Annotated in this window: 18 protein-coding genes and 2 pseudogenes; 1 reads left to right on the forward strand and 19 read right to left on the reverse strand. The window is 61.6% G+C overall.

The window, feature by feature from the left end; translation table 11 throughout:
* The 14 genes and pseudogenes from C8N32_RS08495 to C8N32_RS08560 form a co-directional block, all read right to left on the reverse strand.
* A pseudogene (locus C8N32_RS08495) lies at positions 1 to 357 on the reverse strand (hypothetical protein); the annotation flags it as partial.
* A gap of 137 nt (positions 358 to 494) precedes the next feature.
* Positions 495 to 823, reverse strand: a pseudogene (locus C8N32_RS08500) (IS5 family transposase); the annotation flags it as partial.
* Positions 824 to 901: 78 nt separating this feature from the next.
* Positions 902 to 1,441, reverse strand: coding sequence for a chemotaxis protein CheD (locus C8N32_RS08505; protein ID WP_107892474.1), 540 nt, complete (start codon positions 1,439 to 1,441; stop codon positions 902 to 904).
* Positions 1,438 to 2,442, reverse strand: a complete 1,005-nt coding sequence (locus C8N32_RS08510) for a CheB methylesterase domain-containing protein (RefSeq protein ID WP_107892476.1) — start codon at positions 2,440 to 2,442, stop codon at positions 1,438 to 1,440. Before C8N32_RS08510 ends, C8N32_RS08505 begins: the two co-directional genes overlap by 4 nt.
* 57 nt (positions 2,443 to 2,499) lie before the next feature.
* Entirely contained in the window at positions 2,500 to 4,818 is a 2,319-nt protein-coding gene (locus C8N32_RS08515) for a methyl-accepting chemotaxis protein (protein WP_146159695.1), read from the reverse strand.
* Positions 4,819 to 4,950: 132 nt separating this feature from the next.
* Positions 4,951 to 5,292, reverse strand: a complete 342-nt coding sequence (locus C8N32_RS08520) for a hypothetical protein (RefSeq protein ID WP_107892480.1) — start codon at positions 5,290 to 5,292, stop codon at positions 4,951 to 4,953.
* Positions 5,289 to 5,675: a response regulator gene (locus tag C8N32_RS08525; protein ID WP_107892482.1), complete on the reverse strand. Its 387-nt coding sequence runs from the start codon at positions 5,673 to 5,675 to the stop codon at positions 5,289 to 5,291. Before C8N32_RS08525 ends, C8N32_RS08520 begins: the two co-directional genes overlap by 4 nt.
* A 10-nt stretch (positions 5,676 to 5,685) precedes the next feature.
* Entirely contained in the window at positions 5,686 to 6,552 is an 867-nt protein-coding gene (locus tag C8N32_RS08530) for a CheR family methyltransferase (protein WP_242509531.1), read from the reverse strand.
* A complete protein-coding gene (locus C8N32_RS08535) occupies positions 6,552 to 7,022 on the reverse strand; it encodes a chemotaxis protein CheW (protein ID WP_107892486.1) in 471 nt (156 codons plus the stop codon). The genes C8N32_RS08530 and C8N32_RS08535 overlap by 1 nt, the downstream gene beginning before the upstream one ends.
* Entirely contained in the window at positions 7,023 to 9,062 is a 2,040-nt protein-coding gene (locus tag C8N32_RS08540) for a chemotaxis protein CheA (RefSeq protein ID WP_107892489.1), read from the reverse strand.
* 1 nt (position 9,063) lies between these two features.
* Entirely contained in the window at positions 9,064 to 9,438 is a 375-nt protein-coding gene (locus tag C8N32_RS08545; protein ID WP_107892491.1) for a response regulator, read from the reverse strand.
* Positions 9,435 to 9,722, reverse strand: a complete 288-nt coding sequence (locus C8N32_RS08550; protein ID WP_107892493.1) for an STAS domain-containing protein — start codon at positions 9,720 to 9,722, stop codon at positions 9,435 to 9,437. Before C8N32_RS08550 ends, C8N32_RS08545 begins: the two co-directional genes overlap by 4 nt.
* A gap of 269 nt (positions 9,723 to 9,991) precedes the next feature.
* Positions 9,992 to 10,183: a hypothetical protein gene (locus C8N32_RS08555; RefSeq protein WP_107892495.1), complete on the reverse strand. Its 192-nt coding sequence runs from the start codon at positions 10,181 to 10,183 to the stop codon at positions 9,992 to 9,994.
* Positions 10,184 to 10,312: 129 nt separating this feature from the next.
* Positions 10,313 to 10,915 (reverse strand): L,D-transpeptidase, encoded by a 603-nt coding sequence (locus tag C8N32_RS08560; RefSeq protein WP_107892497.1) that lies wholly within the window; start codon positions 10,913 to 10,915, stop codon positions 10,313 to 10,315.
* Between the two features lie 147 nt (positions 10,916 to 11,062).
* Here C8N32_RS08560 and dalA point away from each other — a divergent pair, with 147 nt between their 5' ends.
* Positions 11,063 to 11,608 (forward strand): divisome-associated lipoprotein DalA, encoded by a 546-nt coding sequence (dalA, locus tag C8N32_RS08565; protein ID WP_107892499.1) that lies wholly within the window; start codon positions 11,063 to 11,065, stop codon positions 11,606 to 11,608.
* On the opposite strand, the gene C8N32_RS08570 is transcribed toward dalA, so the two are convergent.
* From C8N32_RS08570 to C8N32_RS08590, 5 genes are all read right to left on the reverse strand, one after another.
* Positions 11,593 to 12,087, reverse strand: coding sequence for a L,D-transpeptidase family protein (locus C8N32_RS08570; RefSeq protein ID WP_107892501.1), 495 nt, complete (start codon positions 12,085 to 12,087; stop codon positions 11,593 to 11,595). The two genes, dalA and C8N32_RS08570, sit on opposite strands and share 16 nt — an antisense overlap.
* Before the next feature lie 78 nt (positions 12,088 to 12,165).
* Positions 12,166 to 12,933 carry an ion transporter gene (locus C8N32_RS08575; protein ID WP_107892503.1) on the reverse strand — a complete coding sequence of 256 codons (768 nt, stop codon included), beginning with the start codon at positions 12,931 to 12,933 and terminating at the stop codon, positions 12,166 to 12,168.
* Positions 12,934 to 12,961: 28 nt separating this feature from the next.
* Entirely contained in the window at positions 12,962 to 14,176 is a 1,215-nt protein-coding gene (locus C8N32_RS08580; protein ID WP_107892505.1) for a class I SAM-dependent RNA methyltransferase, read from the reverse strand.
* Positions 14,173 to 16,005 (reverse strand): ABC transporter ATP-binding protein, encoded by a 1,833-nt coding sequence (locus C8N32_RS08585; RefSeq protein ID WP_170106761.1) that lies wholly within the window; start codon positions 16,003 to 16,005, stop codon positions 14,173 to 14,175. The genes C8N32_RS08580 and C8N32_RS08585 overlap by 4 nt, the downstream gene beginning before the upstream one ends.
* Positions 16,002 to 17,843 (reverse strand): ABC transporter ATP-binding protein, encoded by a 1,842-nt coding sequence (locus tag C8N32_RS08590; protein WP_107892507.1) that lies wholly within the window; start codon positions 17,841 to 17,843, stop codon positions 16,002 to 16,004. The genes C8N32_RS08585 and C8N32_RS08590 overlap by 4 nt, the downstream gene beginning before the upstream one ends.
* Positions 17,844 to 17,898: the final 55 nt, after the last annotated feature.

Genomic DNA, 17,898 nt, shown 5'->3' on the forward strand with positions numbered 1-17,898 from the left:
TGCCCCTATCGGGTGGCCCGGTTTCAGTCTTAGTGCATGACGGGTCTCGGTGCCAAGGTAGATGCCTGCGGCGGCGCCTGATCCAATCACGGCGGCCAATTCCTTGAGCGTAATGTCCGGTCCGGCTTGCACGATCTCCAGCAGAAAATCCCGGTGCGGGGCGAGTTTGCCGAACTGACCGGCGGGGCGACCTTGTGGCCTGGGAACCGCCTTACCGTATTCACGATGCTCCGCTGCCAATCGCACCGCCGTGGCTGCACTCACGCCGAACAGCCGCCCCGCTGAACGGGCCGAGTTGCCCTCAGCGACGCAAGCGCAAATCCGTTCCCGAAGGTCCAAAGAGTAAGGTTTGCCCATGATCCACCTCCCAACAGAAGTGAACCAGAGAAAAATCTGGCCTGTGAATCCCAAGCCGAGTCAAATCAAACGCAAACCGCTTTAGGCATACCGCCCCGACCTCACTGCGGACGCTGATGCGTCTGGTCGGCAACGACGCGGGTCGTTTTTTTGAGCGTGGTTGCCGAATGATGGGCGCGCACGCTTGTGCCATCGACCATGACCGTATCCACATTGTGGGCATCCGCCACCGCCTCCATAATCCGGTCCCAGTGACCGGCACAGGTCCAACGGTTGAAGCGATTGTAGATCGTGGTAGGCGGGCCGTATTCGCTCGGCAGATCAGCCCAAGGAATGCCGGTGCGCAGAACGTAGAAAATGCCGTTGATGACACACCGGTCATCAACACGCCTAACGCCCCGAGATTTATTCGGCAGAACCGCTTGATGAAGGCCCACTCCAGATCACTCATGTCTGAACGCGCCATAGCCTGCTCCCGCCTGTCGTTTGACGAAAATTGAATCACAAGCTCATGCAAATGAACAGGAATTAATGGGCCTGCTGCCTAATTGAAAAGCTCAACCTCGCGACGCAGAGGCGCAGGTCTGCATCCGGGTCCGGGCACCTCGAGGTCCGGCATGCTGGGCACAAGGAACTGTTGCACCAACCCAGTCGCCGGGGAAAATCGGATCCGGCGGGCCGAGGTGCCGCCAAGGCTTTCCGACAAGATCGGAATCTTTTCGTTGGTCAGAAACCCCCTGGCAAAATCGGCATTGTCGCGCCCGATATCGCGCAGGTTGTCATTCAACGAACTGCCCCCGAATACCTTTGCCGCCAGCCTGCTCCGCCGGGCCCCGCCTTTCAGAAGCGCGTTGATCAGAAGCTCCATCGCGTAAGCACCGAATTTCACAGTCTCGCCATCCGGCCCGTCGCGTTCGGGCAACAGGAAGTGATTCATTCCGCCGATCCCGGCCATGGGGTCCATCATGCAAACCGCCACGCAGGAGCCCAAAACCGTGGACAACACTTCATCCGGGCGCCTGGTAACGTAGAATTCTCCCTGCAAGACATTCACAATCCGAAACTTTGCGCCATTCCCAATCATGGTTTCGCCTCTTCCCCGGACATGGACGCCGCCTTCAGAATTTCCGCGGCCATATCGACCAACGGTATGCGCTTTTGGGCGCCGCCGTTTTCCCAGGCCGCTTTCGGCATCCCGTAGACAACCGAGCTCGCCTCATCCTGGGCAAGCGTGCTGGCCCCGGCTTGTCGCAACTCCAGCATGCCACGGGCGCCATCTCGGCCCATTCCGGTCAGCAGAACGGCAACCGTTCGGGGCGCAACCCGAAGCGCCGAGTGAAACATCGCGTCCACCGATGGCAGATGTCCGGATACCGGGGCCGAAGGAACCAGGCGAACCTGGGGGGCGTGAGAAATCGCCAGTTGCATATGTGCCCGGCCACCCGCGGCAATGCAGATCGTTCCGGGGTCAAGACGCATGCGGTCTTTCGCAGGCATCACATGGGCGGCACATTGACGATCCAGCAACCCTATCAGGCTGCCTCCGAACGAATGGCGGGTGTGCTGAACGATCATCGTCGGCGGGCAATCTGTCGGAAAACCGGACAAAAGCGTGGCCAACGCATCCACCCCGCCTGTCGATGCGCCGATCATGACAAGTTTCTTTTGCCCCGGCATACTCTGCCGGACCGGTCGGGCAGGTACCATTTTCCGGCGCTGTGCCCGCGTCACAGACCGGATCAGCGGCACCAGGCCCGCCCCGCCGCTGCGCAGGTCTATGGTAAACAGGTCCGAGTTGCGCGTGATCTTGAGATGCGGCGTACAGGCATCGCCATTCTCGATTACCAGCCACCGGGTGTCGAGCACCCTGAACAGCATGTGCATCACCTCGAACTCCGGCAAGGCGGCGAAACTTTGGCTGATAAGTACGATCGCAGGACTGAGCGCCTCGGTCGCGGTGTAGGTTTGGCTCAGATCACGGGCCTGGGCCAGAATACGAAAATCCGGCTCTTTCTCCAGAATGTTTTGCAGTCTCCTGCATTCCACCGGGCTGGGGGAGGCTATAATCGTGTCAATCTGTGCCAAGGCAGGGTTCCTCGGTGGCCTGATGGCGAAGCGCCTTGGCGCTTCGCCGTTTCCGGATCAGAAGTCTTGCCAGACCCCCGGATGTGCACCCCCATTGATGGTGCGCGAGGTCTGGGTGCCGTCCGCGATCTCCTCACCCTGCCTCACGGCTGGCGGAAGATCCCCGGCCAGGTCGGCCTCAGACTGGGACGTCACAAAGCGCGACACGAGATCGGAAAGCTGCGCTGCATCCTTGTTCAGCAAGTGGCTGGCGGCGGTAGTCTGCTCAACCATCGCGGCATTTTTCTGGGTTACCTGGTCCAGTTGCGTTACGCCGGTGTTGATTTCCCCGATTCCGTTGGCCAGTTCTTCGGCACTGGCGGCAATCTCCGTGGTCAGGGTCGAAATATGCTGAACCCGTTCCACAATGCCGTCCAGCGCCTTGCCGCCAAGTCCGACGAGTTCCACACCATTCTTGACCTGCTGCGTGCTGCTGCTGATGAGGGTCTTGATCTCCTTCGCCGCTTCCGAAGACCTCTGGGCCAGAGCCCGGACCTCCGACGCTACGACGGCAAAGCCCTTACCGGCATCCCCTGCGCGAGCAGCCTCCACCCCCGCATTCAGAGCCAGAAGGTTCGTCTGAAAGGCGATGTCGTCGATCACGCCGATAATTTGGGAAATGTGCTCGGACGACTTCTCGATTTCGGTCATCGCCGAAACAGCGCTTTGCATGGTTTGGCCGGTCTGTTCGGCTTCGCTTCGGGCCTGGCCCACGGTTTCGGCCACGGACTTCGTACCATCAGCGGCGGACTTGACGGCACTCGTCAGTTCATCCAGCGCAGCAGCGGTTTCCTCAAGCGTCGCGGCCTGGTTTTCCGTCCTGTTGGAAAGGTCGTCCGACGCCTGACTGATCTCTACCGAGCCGCGATTGATACTCTCGGCGGCGGCCACGACATCCGACATTGCGGAATTCAGGGTGGACAGCGTTTTGTTGAAATTGAGACGCAGCGATTCATAGGCCGCCGGAAACGGTTCCGCAATTGGGCGCGTCAGGTCCCCCTTGGCCAGGCAGGTCAGCCCGACGGTCAGGCTTTCCACGACATTTTGAAGCTGGCGCTGCATCTCGGCCCGTTCTTCATTCGCGGTGCGCGCCTCGACAAGCTTGTCCTTGAGTTCCGAAAGGCTGGAAGCCATATCGCCGATCTCGTCCTTACGGTCGGTATCGGGTACGTCAATGTCAAGATTTCCATTTGATATGTCCAGCATGGCTTCTGTCGTATGCGCAAGCGGCACGGTTATCGTGCGGGCGAACAGCCACCCCAGGATCGACAGCAACACTGCCGAAACCGCCGCAAACGCCACCAGGACCATCCCGGTCTGCCGTGCGGGGGCGTATATTTCCGCCATGTCCTGTTCGGCAACGAGGGCCCATTTGGCGTTGTGATAGTGCAAGCCACTGGCATAGGCGATAACCGGGCGCCCCTGAAGACCGGAAACGTTCTCGTAAAAGCGTTCCTCCCCATCCAGGGCTGCCTCCACCTGGGGCAGCGCCGGCACGACATCCATCAGTTTTGGACCATCCTTGAGACGCGGCTCCGTTGCCAGCCGCATGTTTGAGGACACCACATAGATTTCGCCGCTTTTGCCAAGTCCGCGCTCATTGGCAATAATTCTCGTCAAACGCTCCAGAGGAAGCTCAAGCCCCACCGCGCCAATCTTCCTTCCGGTTTCGTCCACGATTGGCGACGAAACGAAAAGGGACATCCTGTCATTTGCCGCATAATAGGAAAGATCCGCGACATAAACCTGCCCCGCACTTCCTTCCATCGCCCGGCGGAACGCCTTTGACAGTCCTGACTCCGCATAGGCGCCGTTGCGGAAATTCGTTGCGAAGTCCCGCTCCTTCTGGACCGAGTAAATCAGATCGCCCTCGGCATTGAACAGGAAGATATCGTGGAAGCCTTTGGAGTTCTGAAATTTCCTGAAGAAATCATGGTAAATACCGTGATGCGTATTGTAGAGACCCGTTTCCTCCCCCTTGTCGAACATCGCGCGTTGATCGCTCGGAAACGGGTTTTCGTTGATATATACGCGCTGAAGATACGCCATCGGGTTCTCAAGCGTGTTCCAGGCAGAATTCAGGCGCTGAAACGCCGTGCGGGTCGTCGGGCTGGCCGCAAGAGTTATCACATCCGAATCTATTACCTCCAACCAGTTTTGAATGGACTGGCGGCGGTCGAGAATGGTTGAGGAAAAGTGCTCCTCCGCCTGCTCAACGGATTTCGCACGGGCATTGGTAAAGGCCACAACGGCCTGGATGGTGGTCACCAGCAAACAGAACGCCGTGATTGCAAGCGGCAGTTTCGTCGCCAGTTTCATGGATCGAATAGCTTTCATGGTCACTCCAGTCAGCACCACCTGCAAAAGCGGGTTGGTATCGGTTTCTCTGCCAGAGTGGCCAGACAGGGTTTAAGTTTGGCCTAATCGCGACGGCATTCCGGGGCGGGAATACCTAAAATGTGACGTATTTCAGAACAAATCGACCTCACCCGAATCATGCCGCAAATGCCCTTCTCCACCACCAAGCCGATCCGCAAGATCACGCAGATGCAGAACCTCGAAACAGCCCGTCGTGTTCAGCCTGTCATCTGGCCCGGCCTGCGCCCCGAGAGCCGACGTATAGCGCGACAAATCGCGAAGGGACTGGCACAAAAGATCCAGATCCTGAAGCGCATGCAACTGGGCACGGCTCAGCTTATGGCAGGCCAGAAGCGGCAGAATCTCATGTTCAAGGCGATCAATACGTTCAGCCTGCCGGGCCAGTTCCTGCGAAAGACTTTCCAGGACGGCACAAGCGGCCTTGTGCGTCACAGCCGCCCCACAACTTGTTCGATACAGGCCCTCATGGATGCCGCCGTGAACGGTTTCTTGATCATGTTGTTCAGCCCCAGCCTGCGCCCCTGTTCGATCAGCTCCGGGGTTGGACGCCCGGTCACCAGAATGAATCCGATCCGCTGGGTCGAACGGTTTTCCCGCAACGCCTGCAACAATTCCAACCCGTCCATATCGGGCATGTTGTAATCGGACAGGACAAGATGAACCGGTGCCCCGACAAGCTTGGGCAGCGCCGAGCGACCGTTGTTCTCGGTGGTGTAGTTCATGACTCCGATCTGTTCCAGCGACTGGGTGATAAGCCCGCGGCTGGTGGACATGTCATCGACGACCATGACCCGCAAGGAATTCCTCAGACTCATTCTGCCTCCTTCATCCGATGCGGGGCTGAACCCCGGCAGCTTTCTCGTAAATCGTGATGCCCACACTGCGCATACCGCTGGCCGCCGACCCCGAGATCCGCTCGGAGTGGCCAATGAACAGATGTGCGGACGGCCCCATGACCCGACCGAACGACGCCCAGACCTTTTGTTGCGTCGCCTTGTCGAAATAGATGGCGACATTTCGGCAAAATATGACGTCGAACGGGCCCTTCACCGGCAGGTCCACCACGAGATTCATCACCCCGAAAGTCACCAGCCGGCGAACCGGGTCCGCCATGCGAAACTGTCGGCCCAGACGCATGTTGAGCATGCAATACTTATGGTGTTCCCGTGGAATCGCGGCAAGCTCTTCCCGGTCGTAAACCCCGCGCCGGCCACGGTCGACAACGACCGGATCGATATCCGTCGCCAGAAGCCGGATATCCAGATCAGCTGCGTTCGGATACAGCCCCAAAACCGTCATGGCGATCGAGTAGGGCTCCTGTCCCGAAGAACAGCCCGCCGACCAAAGCCGAACCCGCCCGCCCCGCCGGGCATGATCCAGAAGAGGCGGCAGAACCCTCTCCCGCAGGTAGGTGAAGTGATGCTGTTCACGAAAGAAATGGGTGACGTTGGTCGTCAGCAATGACAACAGAGCCGTCAGCTCCTCCCTGTCCTCCAGACGGGCAAGGTAGGCCTTGACGTTTTGAACCCCAAGGCCGCGCAATCGCTTGGCCAGGCGTGAGGCAACAAGAGGCTTCTTGGCGCTTTGCAGGTTCAGCCCGAATTCCCGGTGGGCAATTTCGGCGATCGCCCGGAAATCCGCATCGGTAAAGACAAAGTCCCGGATTTCGCGCGGCGCGGGGGCGGCGCTCATCATGCGGGGGTAACCTTCTGAGGATGGATGACAGCCTTCAGATCCGCCATGCGGATCATGTCTCCATTGACGGAAATGACGCCGGTGATGCAGCGGCGCGTGGCCTCGGACCTGATGTCGGGGGTCGGCTGAATATCCGCGCGCGATACGGACAAGACCTCTGAGACGGCCTCAACCAGAAGGCCGACGATGTTCCCTTCCAGCGCGACAACGATGATCACGTTCCGCTCGCTTTGCCGGATGTTGTCCAGCCCGAACCGGGCCGCGAGATCATAGATGGGAATGACCGAACCGCGCAGGTTCATCACCCCCAGGACATCTGCCGGCGCATGGGGCAGCGCGGTCACCGGAGACCAGCGGCGAATTTCGCGAATACTCTGAATATCGAGACAGTAGCTTTGCCCGGCAACCGAGAACGTGACAACTTCAAGATCCTTTTGCAACGCCGTGTCTTCAGCGGTCATCGACATTCAGGCCTCCTCTTTCATGGGGGTGGGGCGGGGCGAAAGCTGCGCGGTACTGTCCGGGTCAAGGATCAGCGCGATCTTGCCGTCTCCAAGGATCGTGGCCGCCGAAATGCCCGGAACAACACCGTAATTGCCCTCAAGACTCTTGATGACGACCTGCCGCTGATCATGCACCATATCCACGGCAAAAGCCCGCCGCTCCTGGGTCTGGGTTTCGACGAGGATCAGAACGCCCTCTTCATTCACTCTATCCGGGCGGGTCAGGCCAAGGCTGCTGGCCACATCGACCACCGGCACGTACTGACCCCGGATGGACAGAAGCTGACCTTCCGCGCCGAGACTGTGCAGGTCTTGTACCTCAGGGCGTATGGTCTCAAGGATTGCCGTGATCGGCATCACCATGGTTTGCCCGGCAACCGAGATTACCATGCCGTCCAACACAGCCAGCGTCAGCGGCAAGACGATGGTAAAGGTTGTGCCCCGCCCACGAACCGAAGAAATGGTAATTCGTCCGCCCAGATCCTGCACCGCGCGCTTGACGACATCCATGCCCACCCCGCGGCCGGAAAGGTTGGAGACCTCCGCCGCCGTTGAAAATCCGGGCAGGAACAACAGTGCGTCGATTTCGGATTCACTGAAATCGGCGGATTCGGAAACCAGCCCCTTCCGAACGGCGGCGCCAAGAATCTTTTCTCGATTCAGCCCCGCGCCGTCATCGGAAACCTCTATGAAAACACTGCCGGACCTGTGGCAGGCGGACAGGGTGATACGCCCCTGCGCGGACTTCCCGGCGGCCGTGCGGGCATCGGACGGTTCAAGCCCGTGATCCACTGCGTTGCGGATCATATGAGTCAGGGGGTCCGCGAGACGCTCGATCAGGGTCTTGTCTATCTCCGTCGCCTCACCGGTGGTGACGAATTCCACATCCTTCCCGGTGGATGCCGAAGCTTCGCGCACAATCCGGGCCATACGCTGAAACAACGGTTTGACCGGCTGGGCCCGGATTGCCATGATCCCTTCCTGGATATCGCGGGCCAGAAGCTTGTAGTCCTCCAGTTCGTTTTCCAGCGGATTCCCCGCCGGCAGGTCAAGCGCATGAATTCTCTGCGAGATCATGGCCTGATTTATGATCAGCTCCCCCACCGTGTTGATCAGCCGGTCGACGCGCTCCAGATCGACGCGCAGGGTCGGACGGGCGCCACCCTGATGCTCCGCCCTGGCCTTGTCGGGCAGGTCGGCCGGAGGCGGGGCACCGGGGGGCCGGGTTTCCACTGGCAGCACCTCGACGGCAAGGTCCGGCACAGAGTCCGGGGTGGGGGCATCCTCTGCGGGGATGTGGCGGATCTCAAGATCGCACAACCCCTCGACAAAATCGAAAACTGCGGCGACAGCCGGCTCCGTCTGCGGGCCGCACAGCGATATGGTCCAGCCCAGATAGGATTTCTCCGGATCGAAACCGTCCCAGTCCGGCAGGGCCGAGTCATCGAGAACCACCCCGATTTCCCCCATTTCGGCCAGTTCCGCAAACATCAGCGCCGGTTCGTGCCCGTTTGCCGAGAGGCCGTCATGGGGACGAAAGACGATCTCGTACCACTCCGCCGGTGCGGCGGCGAGCGGCTCCAGATCCAGTGTCAGGGTGGGAAAATTGAACGCCTCCTCTTGCCCCGCATTGCCGAGGTAGCCGTTGAGATCCGCCAGAACGCTGTCGCGCGCGGCCGCGTCCGCCGCGGTTCCGTCACGCGTGGCCTCCACCAATGCGGCAAGCCGGTCGCTTGCCGCGTAAAGAACTCTGGCAAGATCGGCATCGGGGGACAGCCGGTCGGCGCGCAGCTCATCCAGAACCGTTTCAAAAATATGGGCAAAGGATACGAGATCGTCGAACCCGAACGCTCCCGCGCCGCCCTTGATGGAATGCACGGCACGAAACACCGCATTCACGGTTTCCTTGTCATGGGCACCGGAGACAACCTGGCCCAGCCCCTCGTCCAGCGCGAGAAGCAACTCCTCACACTCCTCGAAGAAAGTATCCTGAAGGCTGGACATGTCAGGCCGCGTGCCCCGTAACGCGCCGCAGCACAGAGACAAGCGCAACATCGTCGAACGGTTTGACAATCCAGCCCGTTGCCCCGGCATCGCGGGCGCGGGCCTTCATATCGGGGGAACATTCCGTCGTCAGCACAATGATAGGCACCGAACTGGGGGCCTCTCCGCGGCGCAGCGCATCGATGACCCCGAACCCGTCAAGGCGCGGCATGTTGATATCCACGATCACCACATCCGGGCGAACATCCTGAAAGCGTTCGACTCCGGCTACCCCGTCCTCCGCACAATGATAGTCGAACCCGCTGTCCTCCAGCGTTGCGCGCAGCAGGTCACGGATCGTTCGCGAGTCATCTATTGCCAACACCCTGATCGTCATGCGCCTGGCTCCTGTTCAAAGATTTCCATGTCTACGCCCAGCATGGATGCGCCACGCCGGAAGATTTCGGTGCAGTTGGAGAGCCTGAACTTCACGCCGGCAGACCGCCACTCCCTTTCAGCGCAAAGAAGAATCTGCATGCGCGGTGCATCCACGACCTCGACCCGCCCGACATCGATAATGACCGGCCGGCCCCGGGCCGCGTTCAGAAAGCAATAGAGCGCATCCGGCGCGCTCGGGCTGCGCCGGGGTGCCATTTCAAAACCTTGATCGCCGTCCTGCAAGGAAGCCCCCAAATCTCCGTGAATGGGTGGCGTTTAAAACGCCCGTTCCCTTGAGGTAGTCCCGAATTGTTAAGGAAGGGTTGGAAAAAGCGCACCCAAAGCCACGGCTTCCCGTCCGGTAACCCAATGAAATCAAAGAATTGGATTTCTGCCCTTGCGGGTCCTGCCAATGCAGGTTCCGATCAAGTACGGACAAGTTTAATCAACGGGTGGGTCGGCACGCAAAAGGCGGCGGAAAACCCGCCGCCTTTACATGAACCCGCCTGAAGTCAGCTGGCCGCAACCCCCGCAAACATGATCAGCGCCATGAGCGGCACAAGAATCCCCGAAGCGGACGACGCGGTGTCTTCAACGATGACTTCGGGTTCGATCGTGGGCTCCATGACCGGCTCACTGTAACCGCCGGCAAAAGCGGCAGACGCCGCGACAGACAAAACGGCAGCGAGAGCGATTTTCTTCATTTGAACCTCCTGAACGGGTGCCGGAGCACCCTTCTTCAACCATGCGCCAGGGGCGCAGGTTGGATGTAATCAGGCGGATGGATGCCACAAGACACGGGCGGAGAATTCCCGTTAAATTCTGAAATTTTGCTAAATCAGCAACACTTGCGTGCCGATCTTCGCGTAACTGAAAAGCTCGGAGATATGTTCATTGTAAAGACCGATACAGCCGTTCGAAGACTTGCGCCCGATCTTGCGCGTGTCGTGAGTTCCGTGAATCCGGTAATAGGTCCAGCTCAGGTACAAGGCATGTGTCCCCAGGGGGTTGTCCGGACCCGGTCCTATGTAATCGGGCCATTCCGGGTTGCGCTCCTTCATCGACGGCGTCGGGCGCCAGCTTGGGCCTTCGACCTTGCGCACAACCTCCGTCCGGCCAAGGCGGGTCAGCTCTTCGGAAAGCGGCACGCTGGACGGGTACAGCTTGTAGACCGCCTGATCCTCGGCCCAGAAATGCAACGCCCGCGACGTCGTATCGACAAGGATCGCACCGTTGCGAAGATTCTGAAAATACGGTCTCCAGTCGAGAGAGCGGAAGCTGGAAATGTTATGGCGTGTGGGGGTGCGTCCTTCCTCCGGCGCGCTCAGCGATGTGGTTTGCGCCAGAACCGACGGGGCAGACAGCCCCCCAATAACACCTGCCGCTCCCCCAAGAAAAGAGCGGCGGTCGAGATCGCCGAGGATACGACGTGTCATAAGGGAACTCCGTGAACACAAAGGTTGATATCTTGTAAATCTCTCACACCTCAAGCGCAATTCAAACTCCCGTCAGCAGCCGCGCAATAGATTTGAAAGACGTCCGGCTTGGCCTTAAGACTTCAGTATTCACCAGAGGGACACCCCATGATCCGCGTTTCTGTCGTTACCATTGCTGTCGGTCTGGCCCTTGCGGCCTGCAGCCCGCAATCCGGCGCCATCGGCCCGGACGGGCGGCCAATTCCGAAAGTTTACAAGCTGTCGGAAAGGGATACGCCCGCTGTCCAGTATCGCATGCTGGATTCGGTCAACGCCCTGCGCCGCGCCGCAGCCGCCCCGGAATTGCAGTTGAACGCCCGGCTCAACGCTGCCGCGGCGACTCATGCGCGGGACATGGCAGTACAAAACAGGCCCTGGCATTTCGGCTCGGACGGGTCGTCGCCGCTGGACCGGGTGCGCCGCACGGGCTACCCCGGCACCATGATGGGGGAAAACATCTCCGAAACCTACGAGACCGAGTTGGAAACCCTGGCCGCATGGATGGAGGAAAAACCCACCCGCGACGTGATCCTTGACCCCACCGCGCGCGATCTGGGCTTTGCCTTCTTTCAGGAACCCAGCGGCAAGATCTGGTGGACCCTCGTCACCGGCGCGCCACACGTACTCATGGCGCAGGTTCAGGGTAATATATAAACCTCGGTCCCGTCCTCGACCATGGCATAGATCTGTTCGATGTCGCGGTCCCGGACCGCAATACAGCCGGCGGTCCAGTCTTGGCCCTTGCCGCGGTTCTGACCGGCCTGTCCGTGAATGAAGATGTCTCCGCCCGGATGCTTGCCCAGAGCGCGCGCCTCGGCAACATCTCTCTGGCTGGGGTAAGAGATTCCCAGTGACAGGTGGTACCGGCTGTTGGGGTTGCGCCGGTCGATCCAGTACCGGCCTTCTGGCGTGCGCCCGTCACCGCGGTAGCGCTTGTCGCCCTGCGGCCGAAAGCCCAGCCCGATCCGATAATGCCTGAGAACCCTGTCATGGTGCATCAGGTAAATGCGACGCTTGCTTTTGCTGATGATGACACGGGTTACCTGCGGCCCGTCATAGGCCTGGAACTTCGAAGAGCCCCCGGTCAGGATGACTGCCGCACAGCCCGTCACCAAGCCACGACGCGTAATCATTTCACTGCCTCACACGATTTTTTCCACTCCCATAGCAGAAAACGAAAAGATTTTCAGCAGGTAAATGCGTTTGCGGGTTCAGCCCCGGTTTTCAAGAAACCTCTCGATCTTCTCCAGCCGGGCAAGCACTTCGTCCCGGTAGGCATCGGTACGCAGAGTGTCTTCTTCATGATGGGCGTCCTGCATGGAGTTCACGATCAGGCCAACCAGCAGGTTCACCACCGCGAAGGTCGTGACCATGATAAACGGCACGAAAAACAGCCACGCATAAGGGTAGGCCTCCATCACCGGGCGCACGATGCCCATGGACCAGCTTTCCAGCGTCATGATCTGGAAAAGCGAGTAGGCCGACCGGCCCAGCGTACCGAACCAGTCGGGGAACGCGCCCCCGAACAGCTTGGTCGCCATTACCGCACCGATGTAGAAAATCAGGCCCATCAGCAAGAACACCGACCCCATGCCCGGCAATGCCGTGATGAAGCCCTCCACCACCCGGCGCAGGCGCGGCGCGACGGAGATTACCCGCAGCAGCCGCAGGATACGCAAGGCCCGCAACACGCTGAGCGTCTGTGCGCCGGGGACCAGAGACACCCCGACGATCAAGAAGTCGAACACATTCCAGCCGGACCGGAAAAATCCGAACCTGTAGGCCCCCAGCTTCAGCCCGATCTCGGCCACGAAAATGGCGAGGCACAGCTTGTCCAGCGCAAGGATCAACGGCCCGAAATGCGCCATGATCCGGCCTGAAGTCTCCATCCCCAAAAGCACGGCGTTGAACAGGATGACGCCCATGATGGCGTTGCGGAAAAGGGGACGCTCCAGAAATCGGACCAGCCTGCTTTGCATCTTTGAGCCTTGCGGAAAAATACGGGTTTCAGCCGATATGGTCGCGCGTAAAGCAGGCTGCAAGCTCCACATGCGCCGACCAGCGAAACTGGTCCACCGCCGAAACCGCCCCAAGGGCAAAGCCCCCCTCAACCAGCCGCCTTGCATCGCGGGCAAAGCTGACCGGATTGCAGGACACCATGACCACCCGCGCCAACCGCGAAGCCGCGATCCGGTCCACCTGGGCCTCCGCTCCGGGCCGGGGCGGGTCCAGAACGGCAACGTCAAAGCCTGCCAGCTCATCGGGGGTCAGGGGGCGGCGAAAAAGATCGCGCGGCTCAACCGTAACCCGCCTGAGACCCTGCGCCTGTCGCCAGCCCCGCTCAAGCGCCGCCAGCATCAGCGCGTCGCCTTCGACGGCATGAACCTCGGCACGCCCGGCGACAGGCAACGTGAACGTCCCCACCCCGGCGAACAGATCCACCACTCGTGCAGGTGTCCCCAACGCCTCCAGCACCAGGCCGGTCAGGGCGGACTGCCCTCCGGCCGTCGCCTGCAAGAACGCACCGCCCGGCGGCACAACCTGCGCCCGGCCCAGACGTTGCGCGGGTTCGCGGCGGGTGGCCACCAGCTCGCCGTTCCAAGTCAGGCGGGCAAGGTCGTGACGATCTGCCAGTGCGGCAAGACGCCCGAATTCGCCCTCCCGCGCCCCCTTCACGGCCACATCCACCCCCGCCCCTGACAACGTCAGGGTAAAGGCAACCTCTCCCCGGCGGCTCGCACCTTCGGCGGTCAGATCTTCCAGTGCCGGCAGGCATCCCACCAGGTCCGGGTGCAACAACGTACAGCCGGGCACCGCCACGATCATGTCCGAGGCGCGGCCATGAAACCCAACCATAACGCCCTTCTTCGTGCGCCGCCCGGCCAGCACCGCCCGCCGTCGCGCCCGGGCGTGCGAGGTGTGCACAAGGCTAACGGGCGCCTCAAGCCCTTGGCCGGAAAGGGCGCGCGCCACCACTTGCGTCTTCCAGTCCGCGACGAACGCATCGCTGGCATGTTGCAGCGCACAGCCCCCACAGGCCCGAAAATGGGGACAGGGGGGACGCACACGATCCGGAGAAGGCGTGATCACCCTCGCCCGGTGGATGCGGCCCGCATCCACCGCACCCTCGACGACCTCGCCCGGCAGACTCCGCGGCACAGTCAGCCCCTCTGCGCTCAGCCCCTCCCCCCGAAGGGAAAGCCGTTCGATCTTCACGTTCATTGTTCAACCTCGCTCAGGCCGATGAACCCCCCTGATTGCCGCGTCCAGTAGCGTGCATACAACCCGGCACGGGAAAGCAAATGAGCATGGGTTCCCTGTTCCGCAATCCGGCCTTCATGCAGCACCACGATGCGATCCATCTGCGCGATGGTGGACAGGCGGTGCGCAATGGCCAGGACGGTCTTGCCCTCCATCACCCGGTGCAGGGCGAACTGGATCGATGCCTCCAGTTCACTGTCCAGCGCCGACGTCGCCTCATCCAGAACGAGGATCGGCGCGTCCTTAAGAAACGCGCGTGCCAGCGCGATACGCTGGCGCTGCCCCCCGGAAAGCTTCACCCCCCGCTCCCCCAGATGGGCATCATAGCCCGTGCGACCGGTGCCATCCCTGAGGCCAAGGATGAAATCATGGGCCTCGGCCTTGCGGGCGGCGGCAATGATTTCGGCATCCCTGGCACCGGGGCGACCGTACAGAATATTTTCCCGCGCCGAACGGTTGAACATGGCCGTTTCCTGCGTGACCATCGCAATCCCGCGGCGCAGACTTTCCTGGGTAACCTGCGCGATATCCTGACCGTCGATCAGAATCCGGCCCTCTTCTGGGTCGTAAAGGCGCAGCAACAGGGACACCAGCGTCGACTTCCCCGCCCCCGAGGCCCCCACGATACCAAGTTTTTCCCCCGGCCTCACGGTCAGGGACAGATCCTGTATGCCGCCTCCTCGCCGCCCATAGGTAAAGGTGACGCCATCGAAAGCCACTTTCGCGTCCCGCATCCGCAAGTCGCGGGCCCCGGGGGCATCGGTCAGGGCATGAGGCGCGGCGAGGGTCTTCATGCCATTCTCGATCTCGCCGATATTGGCGTAAACGGCCATCAGCGTGAAACTGACCCACCCCGTCATCTGCGCGATACGCAGGGCCACCGCCCCCGCGGCAGCGATATCGCCCGCACTGGCCTCCCCGGCGGACCACAAGATCAATGCTCCGCCGATCAGAACCACCGGCAGGACCCCCGCCAGCGCCAGCAAAGACACCCGAAACAGCGCCGCCACCTGTCCGAAACCCGCGGCCTTGTCGCGATAGCTGCCCAGCGCAGCCCGGACGGAGTCTTCCTCATACCGGTCATGAGCGAACAACTTGACGGTCTTGACGTTGGTGATCGTATCCACGATCTGCCCCGACACCGCCGCGCGCGCCCCGGCCCGCGCCGCCGAGCGGCGCCGGATACGCGGCATGAACCAGCGGATCAGCGCGAAATATGCCATGAGCCAAAGGCTCAGGGCCGCGGCGATCCGCAGGTCGATCGTGGTCAGAAGCACCGCAGAGCCGATCAGCGTCGCCAGGGCAAAGGCGACGACGTTCACCATCTCTGAGATCACATCGGTGACGGCACGGGCGGTTTGCATCTGCTTCTGGGCGATGCGCCCGGCAAAATCGTCATCGAAGAACCCCACCGCCTGGCCCAGTGTCCAGCGGTTCAGCCGCGCCTGCACCATGGGGGTAATGTTGGGCTGCACCACCACCGAACTGGCGAAGGCACTCAGCCCCAAAACCGCCGGACGCAGCAGAATGAAGAATACGCCCAACCCCGGAAGCAGCGGCCAGTGCGTGGCAAAGAACCCCTGCGGCCCGGCCTCCAGCGCCGTGTCGATGACAACCCCCAAAAGCAGTGCCGCCAGGACCTCCAGCGTGCCGGACAGGGCCGAAATCGCCGCCGCCAGAAGGATCGCCGGCCACGCCCCGCGCAGGCACCACAGCATGAACCGGCCCAGCCGCCGGGGCGGGGCACCGCGCGCGGGGCGAAACGGGTCGATCAGATGGGCAGGTTTCAATCCGGGGCCTCCGTTCCGAGGAAGCCCCCCGACTGGCGCGCCCAGAAGCGGGCATAAGGCCCCTTTCGCGCCAGCAGCTCCACATGGGTTCCCTGCTCCGCGATCCGCCCCTCGTCCAGAACCACGATGCGGTCCATGTGGGCGATGGTGGACAGGCGGTGGGCGATGGCGATGACGGTTTTGCCCTCCATCACACCATAAAGCGTTTTCTGGATCTCCGCCTCCACCTCGCTGTCGAGTGCCGATGTCGCCTCATCGAGCACCAAAATCGGCGCGTCCTTCAAGATCGCGCGGGCCAGTACGATGCGCTGGCGCTGACCGCCGGAAAGCTTTACCCCCCGCTCGCCCACCTGGGCATCGTAGCCGGTGCGCCCCTGCGGGTCGCGAAGGCCGAGAATGAAGTCATGCGCCTCGGCACGACACGCGGCAGCAACCATCTCCGTCTCGCTGGCATCGGGGCGGGCATAAAGGATGTTTTCCCGCACGGAGCGATGCATCAGGCTGGCCTCCTGCCCGACCATGGCGATCTCCCGGCGCAGGCTTTCCTGGGTAACCTGCGCGATGTCCTGGCCGTCGATCAGGATACGTCCTCCCTCGGGGTCGTAAAAGCGCAGCAACAACTTCACCAGCGTCGACTTCCCCGCCCCCGAGCGCCCGACAAGGCCAACCTTTTCCCCCGGCTCCAGCGTCAGGCTGACATCCGCCAGTCCGCCGCTGTCGCGCCCGTAGTGGTGGGTGAGGTTTCGCACCTCCACCCTGCCCGCACGCAGGTCCAGCGGCCCGGCACCGGACGTGTCGGTGAGGGTGACGGGATGGGCAATCGTCTCCATCCCTTCGGCCACCACACCCAGCGCCCGGAAAAAACTGGACAGCGCCCACATGACCCAGCCCGTCATGGCATTGAGCCGCAAGGTCAGCGCCGTGGCTGCGGCCACCACGCCGACGCTGGCCGCACCCTGCATCCAGAGCGCGATGGCCCAGCCCACGACACCCACGATCAGAAACCCGTTCAACGCCGTCAGCGCGATATCCATGAGAGTGTAAATCCGCATCTCGGCGGCAAAGCTGCGGCGGGCCTCCTCGATGGCCTCTTTTGCATAACTCGCCTCCCGGTCGTGATGGGCGAAAAGCTTGACCGCATGGATGTTGGTATAGGCATCCACGACCCGTCCGGTCACGGCACTGCGCGCCGCCGAAGCCGCCTTCGACGCCGGCCCGACCCGCCTGATCACCCAGCGCACCAGTACCGCATACAGCCCCAGCCAGAACAGCAAGGGCAACGCCAGCCGCATGTCGGCCTCTCCCAACAGAACGACCGCCCCCACGGCATAGGCCAGCGCAAAGGCGATGGCGTCAAAGACCTGGTAGATCGCCTCTCCCGCGGCGGGCGGGGTCTGCATGATGCGGTTGGCGATGCGCCCGGCGAAGTCGTCCTCGAACCAGCCCACGGACTGCCGCAAGACCTGCCGGTGCGCCCGCCAGCGGATCAGGGTTCCGAAATTCGGCATGATGGCGTTGTTCAGCACCGCCGCATCGAGCCCCTGTATCGCCGGGCGCAGAATCAGGACGAACAGCGCAATGCCGATCAACATCCAGCCGTGATCTTGCCAGACCTGCTCCGGCGTCCCTGAAGACAGCACATCCACCACCTGCCCCATGAGATAGATGAGCGCAATCTCGATAGTCGCAACGATGACCGACAGTGTCGCCGCAACCGCGAACACCTTGTGGAACGGGCGCGCATAAGTCCGAAGGAACGGCAACAGGCGGCGCGGCGGCTCGTCGGTTTCCCGATACGGCTGATAGGGGTCGACAAGGGTTTCGAGAAAACGGAACACGGGGGATGCCTTTTCGGGTTGGCCCCCCCGGATATAGCCCTGATCCGGGCCGGGG

The organism is Rhodovulum imhoffii (assembly GCF_003046545.1).
In the GTDB taxonomy this organism is placed as follows: Bacteria; Pseudomonadota; Alphaproteobacteria; order Rhodobacterales; family Rhodobacteraceae; genus Rhodovulum; species Rhodovulum imhoffii.

Coding starts and splice junctions, on each gene's coding strand:
- C8N32_RS08555 (WP_107892495.1), bottom strand. CDS start 10,183: ATGAAGAAAATCGCTCTCGCTGCCGTTTTGTCTGTCGCGGCGTCTGCC.
- C8N32_RS08540 (WP_107892489.1), bottom strand. CDS start 9,062: ATGTCCAGCCTTCAGGATACTTTCTTCGAGGAGTGTGAGGAGTTGCTT.
- C8N32_RS08530 (WP_242509531.1), bottom strand. CDS start 6,552: ATGAGCGCCGCCCCCGCGCCGCGCGAAATCCGGGACTTTGTCTTTACC.
- C8N32_RS08525 (WP_107892482.1), bottom strand. CDS start 5,675: ATGAGTCTGAGGAATTCCTTGCGGGTCATGGTCGTCGATGACATGTCC.
- C8N32_RS08580 (WP_107892505.1), bottom strand. CDS start 14,176: ATGAACGTGAAGATCGAACGGCTTTCCCTTCGGGGGGAGGGGCTGAGC.
- C8N32_RS08560 (WP_107892497.1), bottom strand. CDS start 10,915: ATGACACGTCGTATCCTCGGCGATCTCGACCGCCGCTCTTTTCTTGGG.
- C8N32_RS08570 (WP_107892501.1), bottom strand. CDS start 12,087: ATGATTACGCGTCGTGGCTTGGTGACGGGCTGTGCGGCAGTCATCCTG.
- C8N32_RS08515 (WP_146159695.1), bottom strand. CDS start 4,818: ATGAAAGCTATTCGATCCATGAAACTGGCGACGAAACTGCCGCTTGCA.
- dalA (WP_107892499.1), top strand. CDS start 11,063: ATGATCCGCGTTTCTGTCGTTACCATTGCTGTCGGTCTGGCCCTTGCG.
- C8N32_RS08545 (WP_107892491.1), bottom strand. CDS start 9,438: ATGACGATCAGGGTGTTGGCAATAGATGACTCGCGAACGATCCGTGAC.
- C8N32_RS08505 (WP_107892474.1), bottom strand. CDS start 1,441: ATGATTGGGAATGGCGCAAAGTTTCGGATTGTGAATGTCTTGCAGGGA.
- C8N32_RS08575 (WP_107892503.1), bottom strand. CDS start 12,933: ATGCAAAGCAGGCTGGTCCGATTTCTGGAGCGTCCCCTTTTCCGCAAC.
- C8N32_RS08535 (WP_107892486.1), bottom strand. CDS start 7,022: ATGTCGATGACCGCTGAAGACACGGCGTTGCAAAAGGATCTTGAAGTT.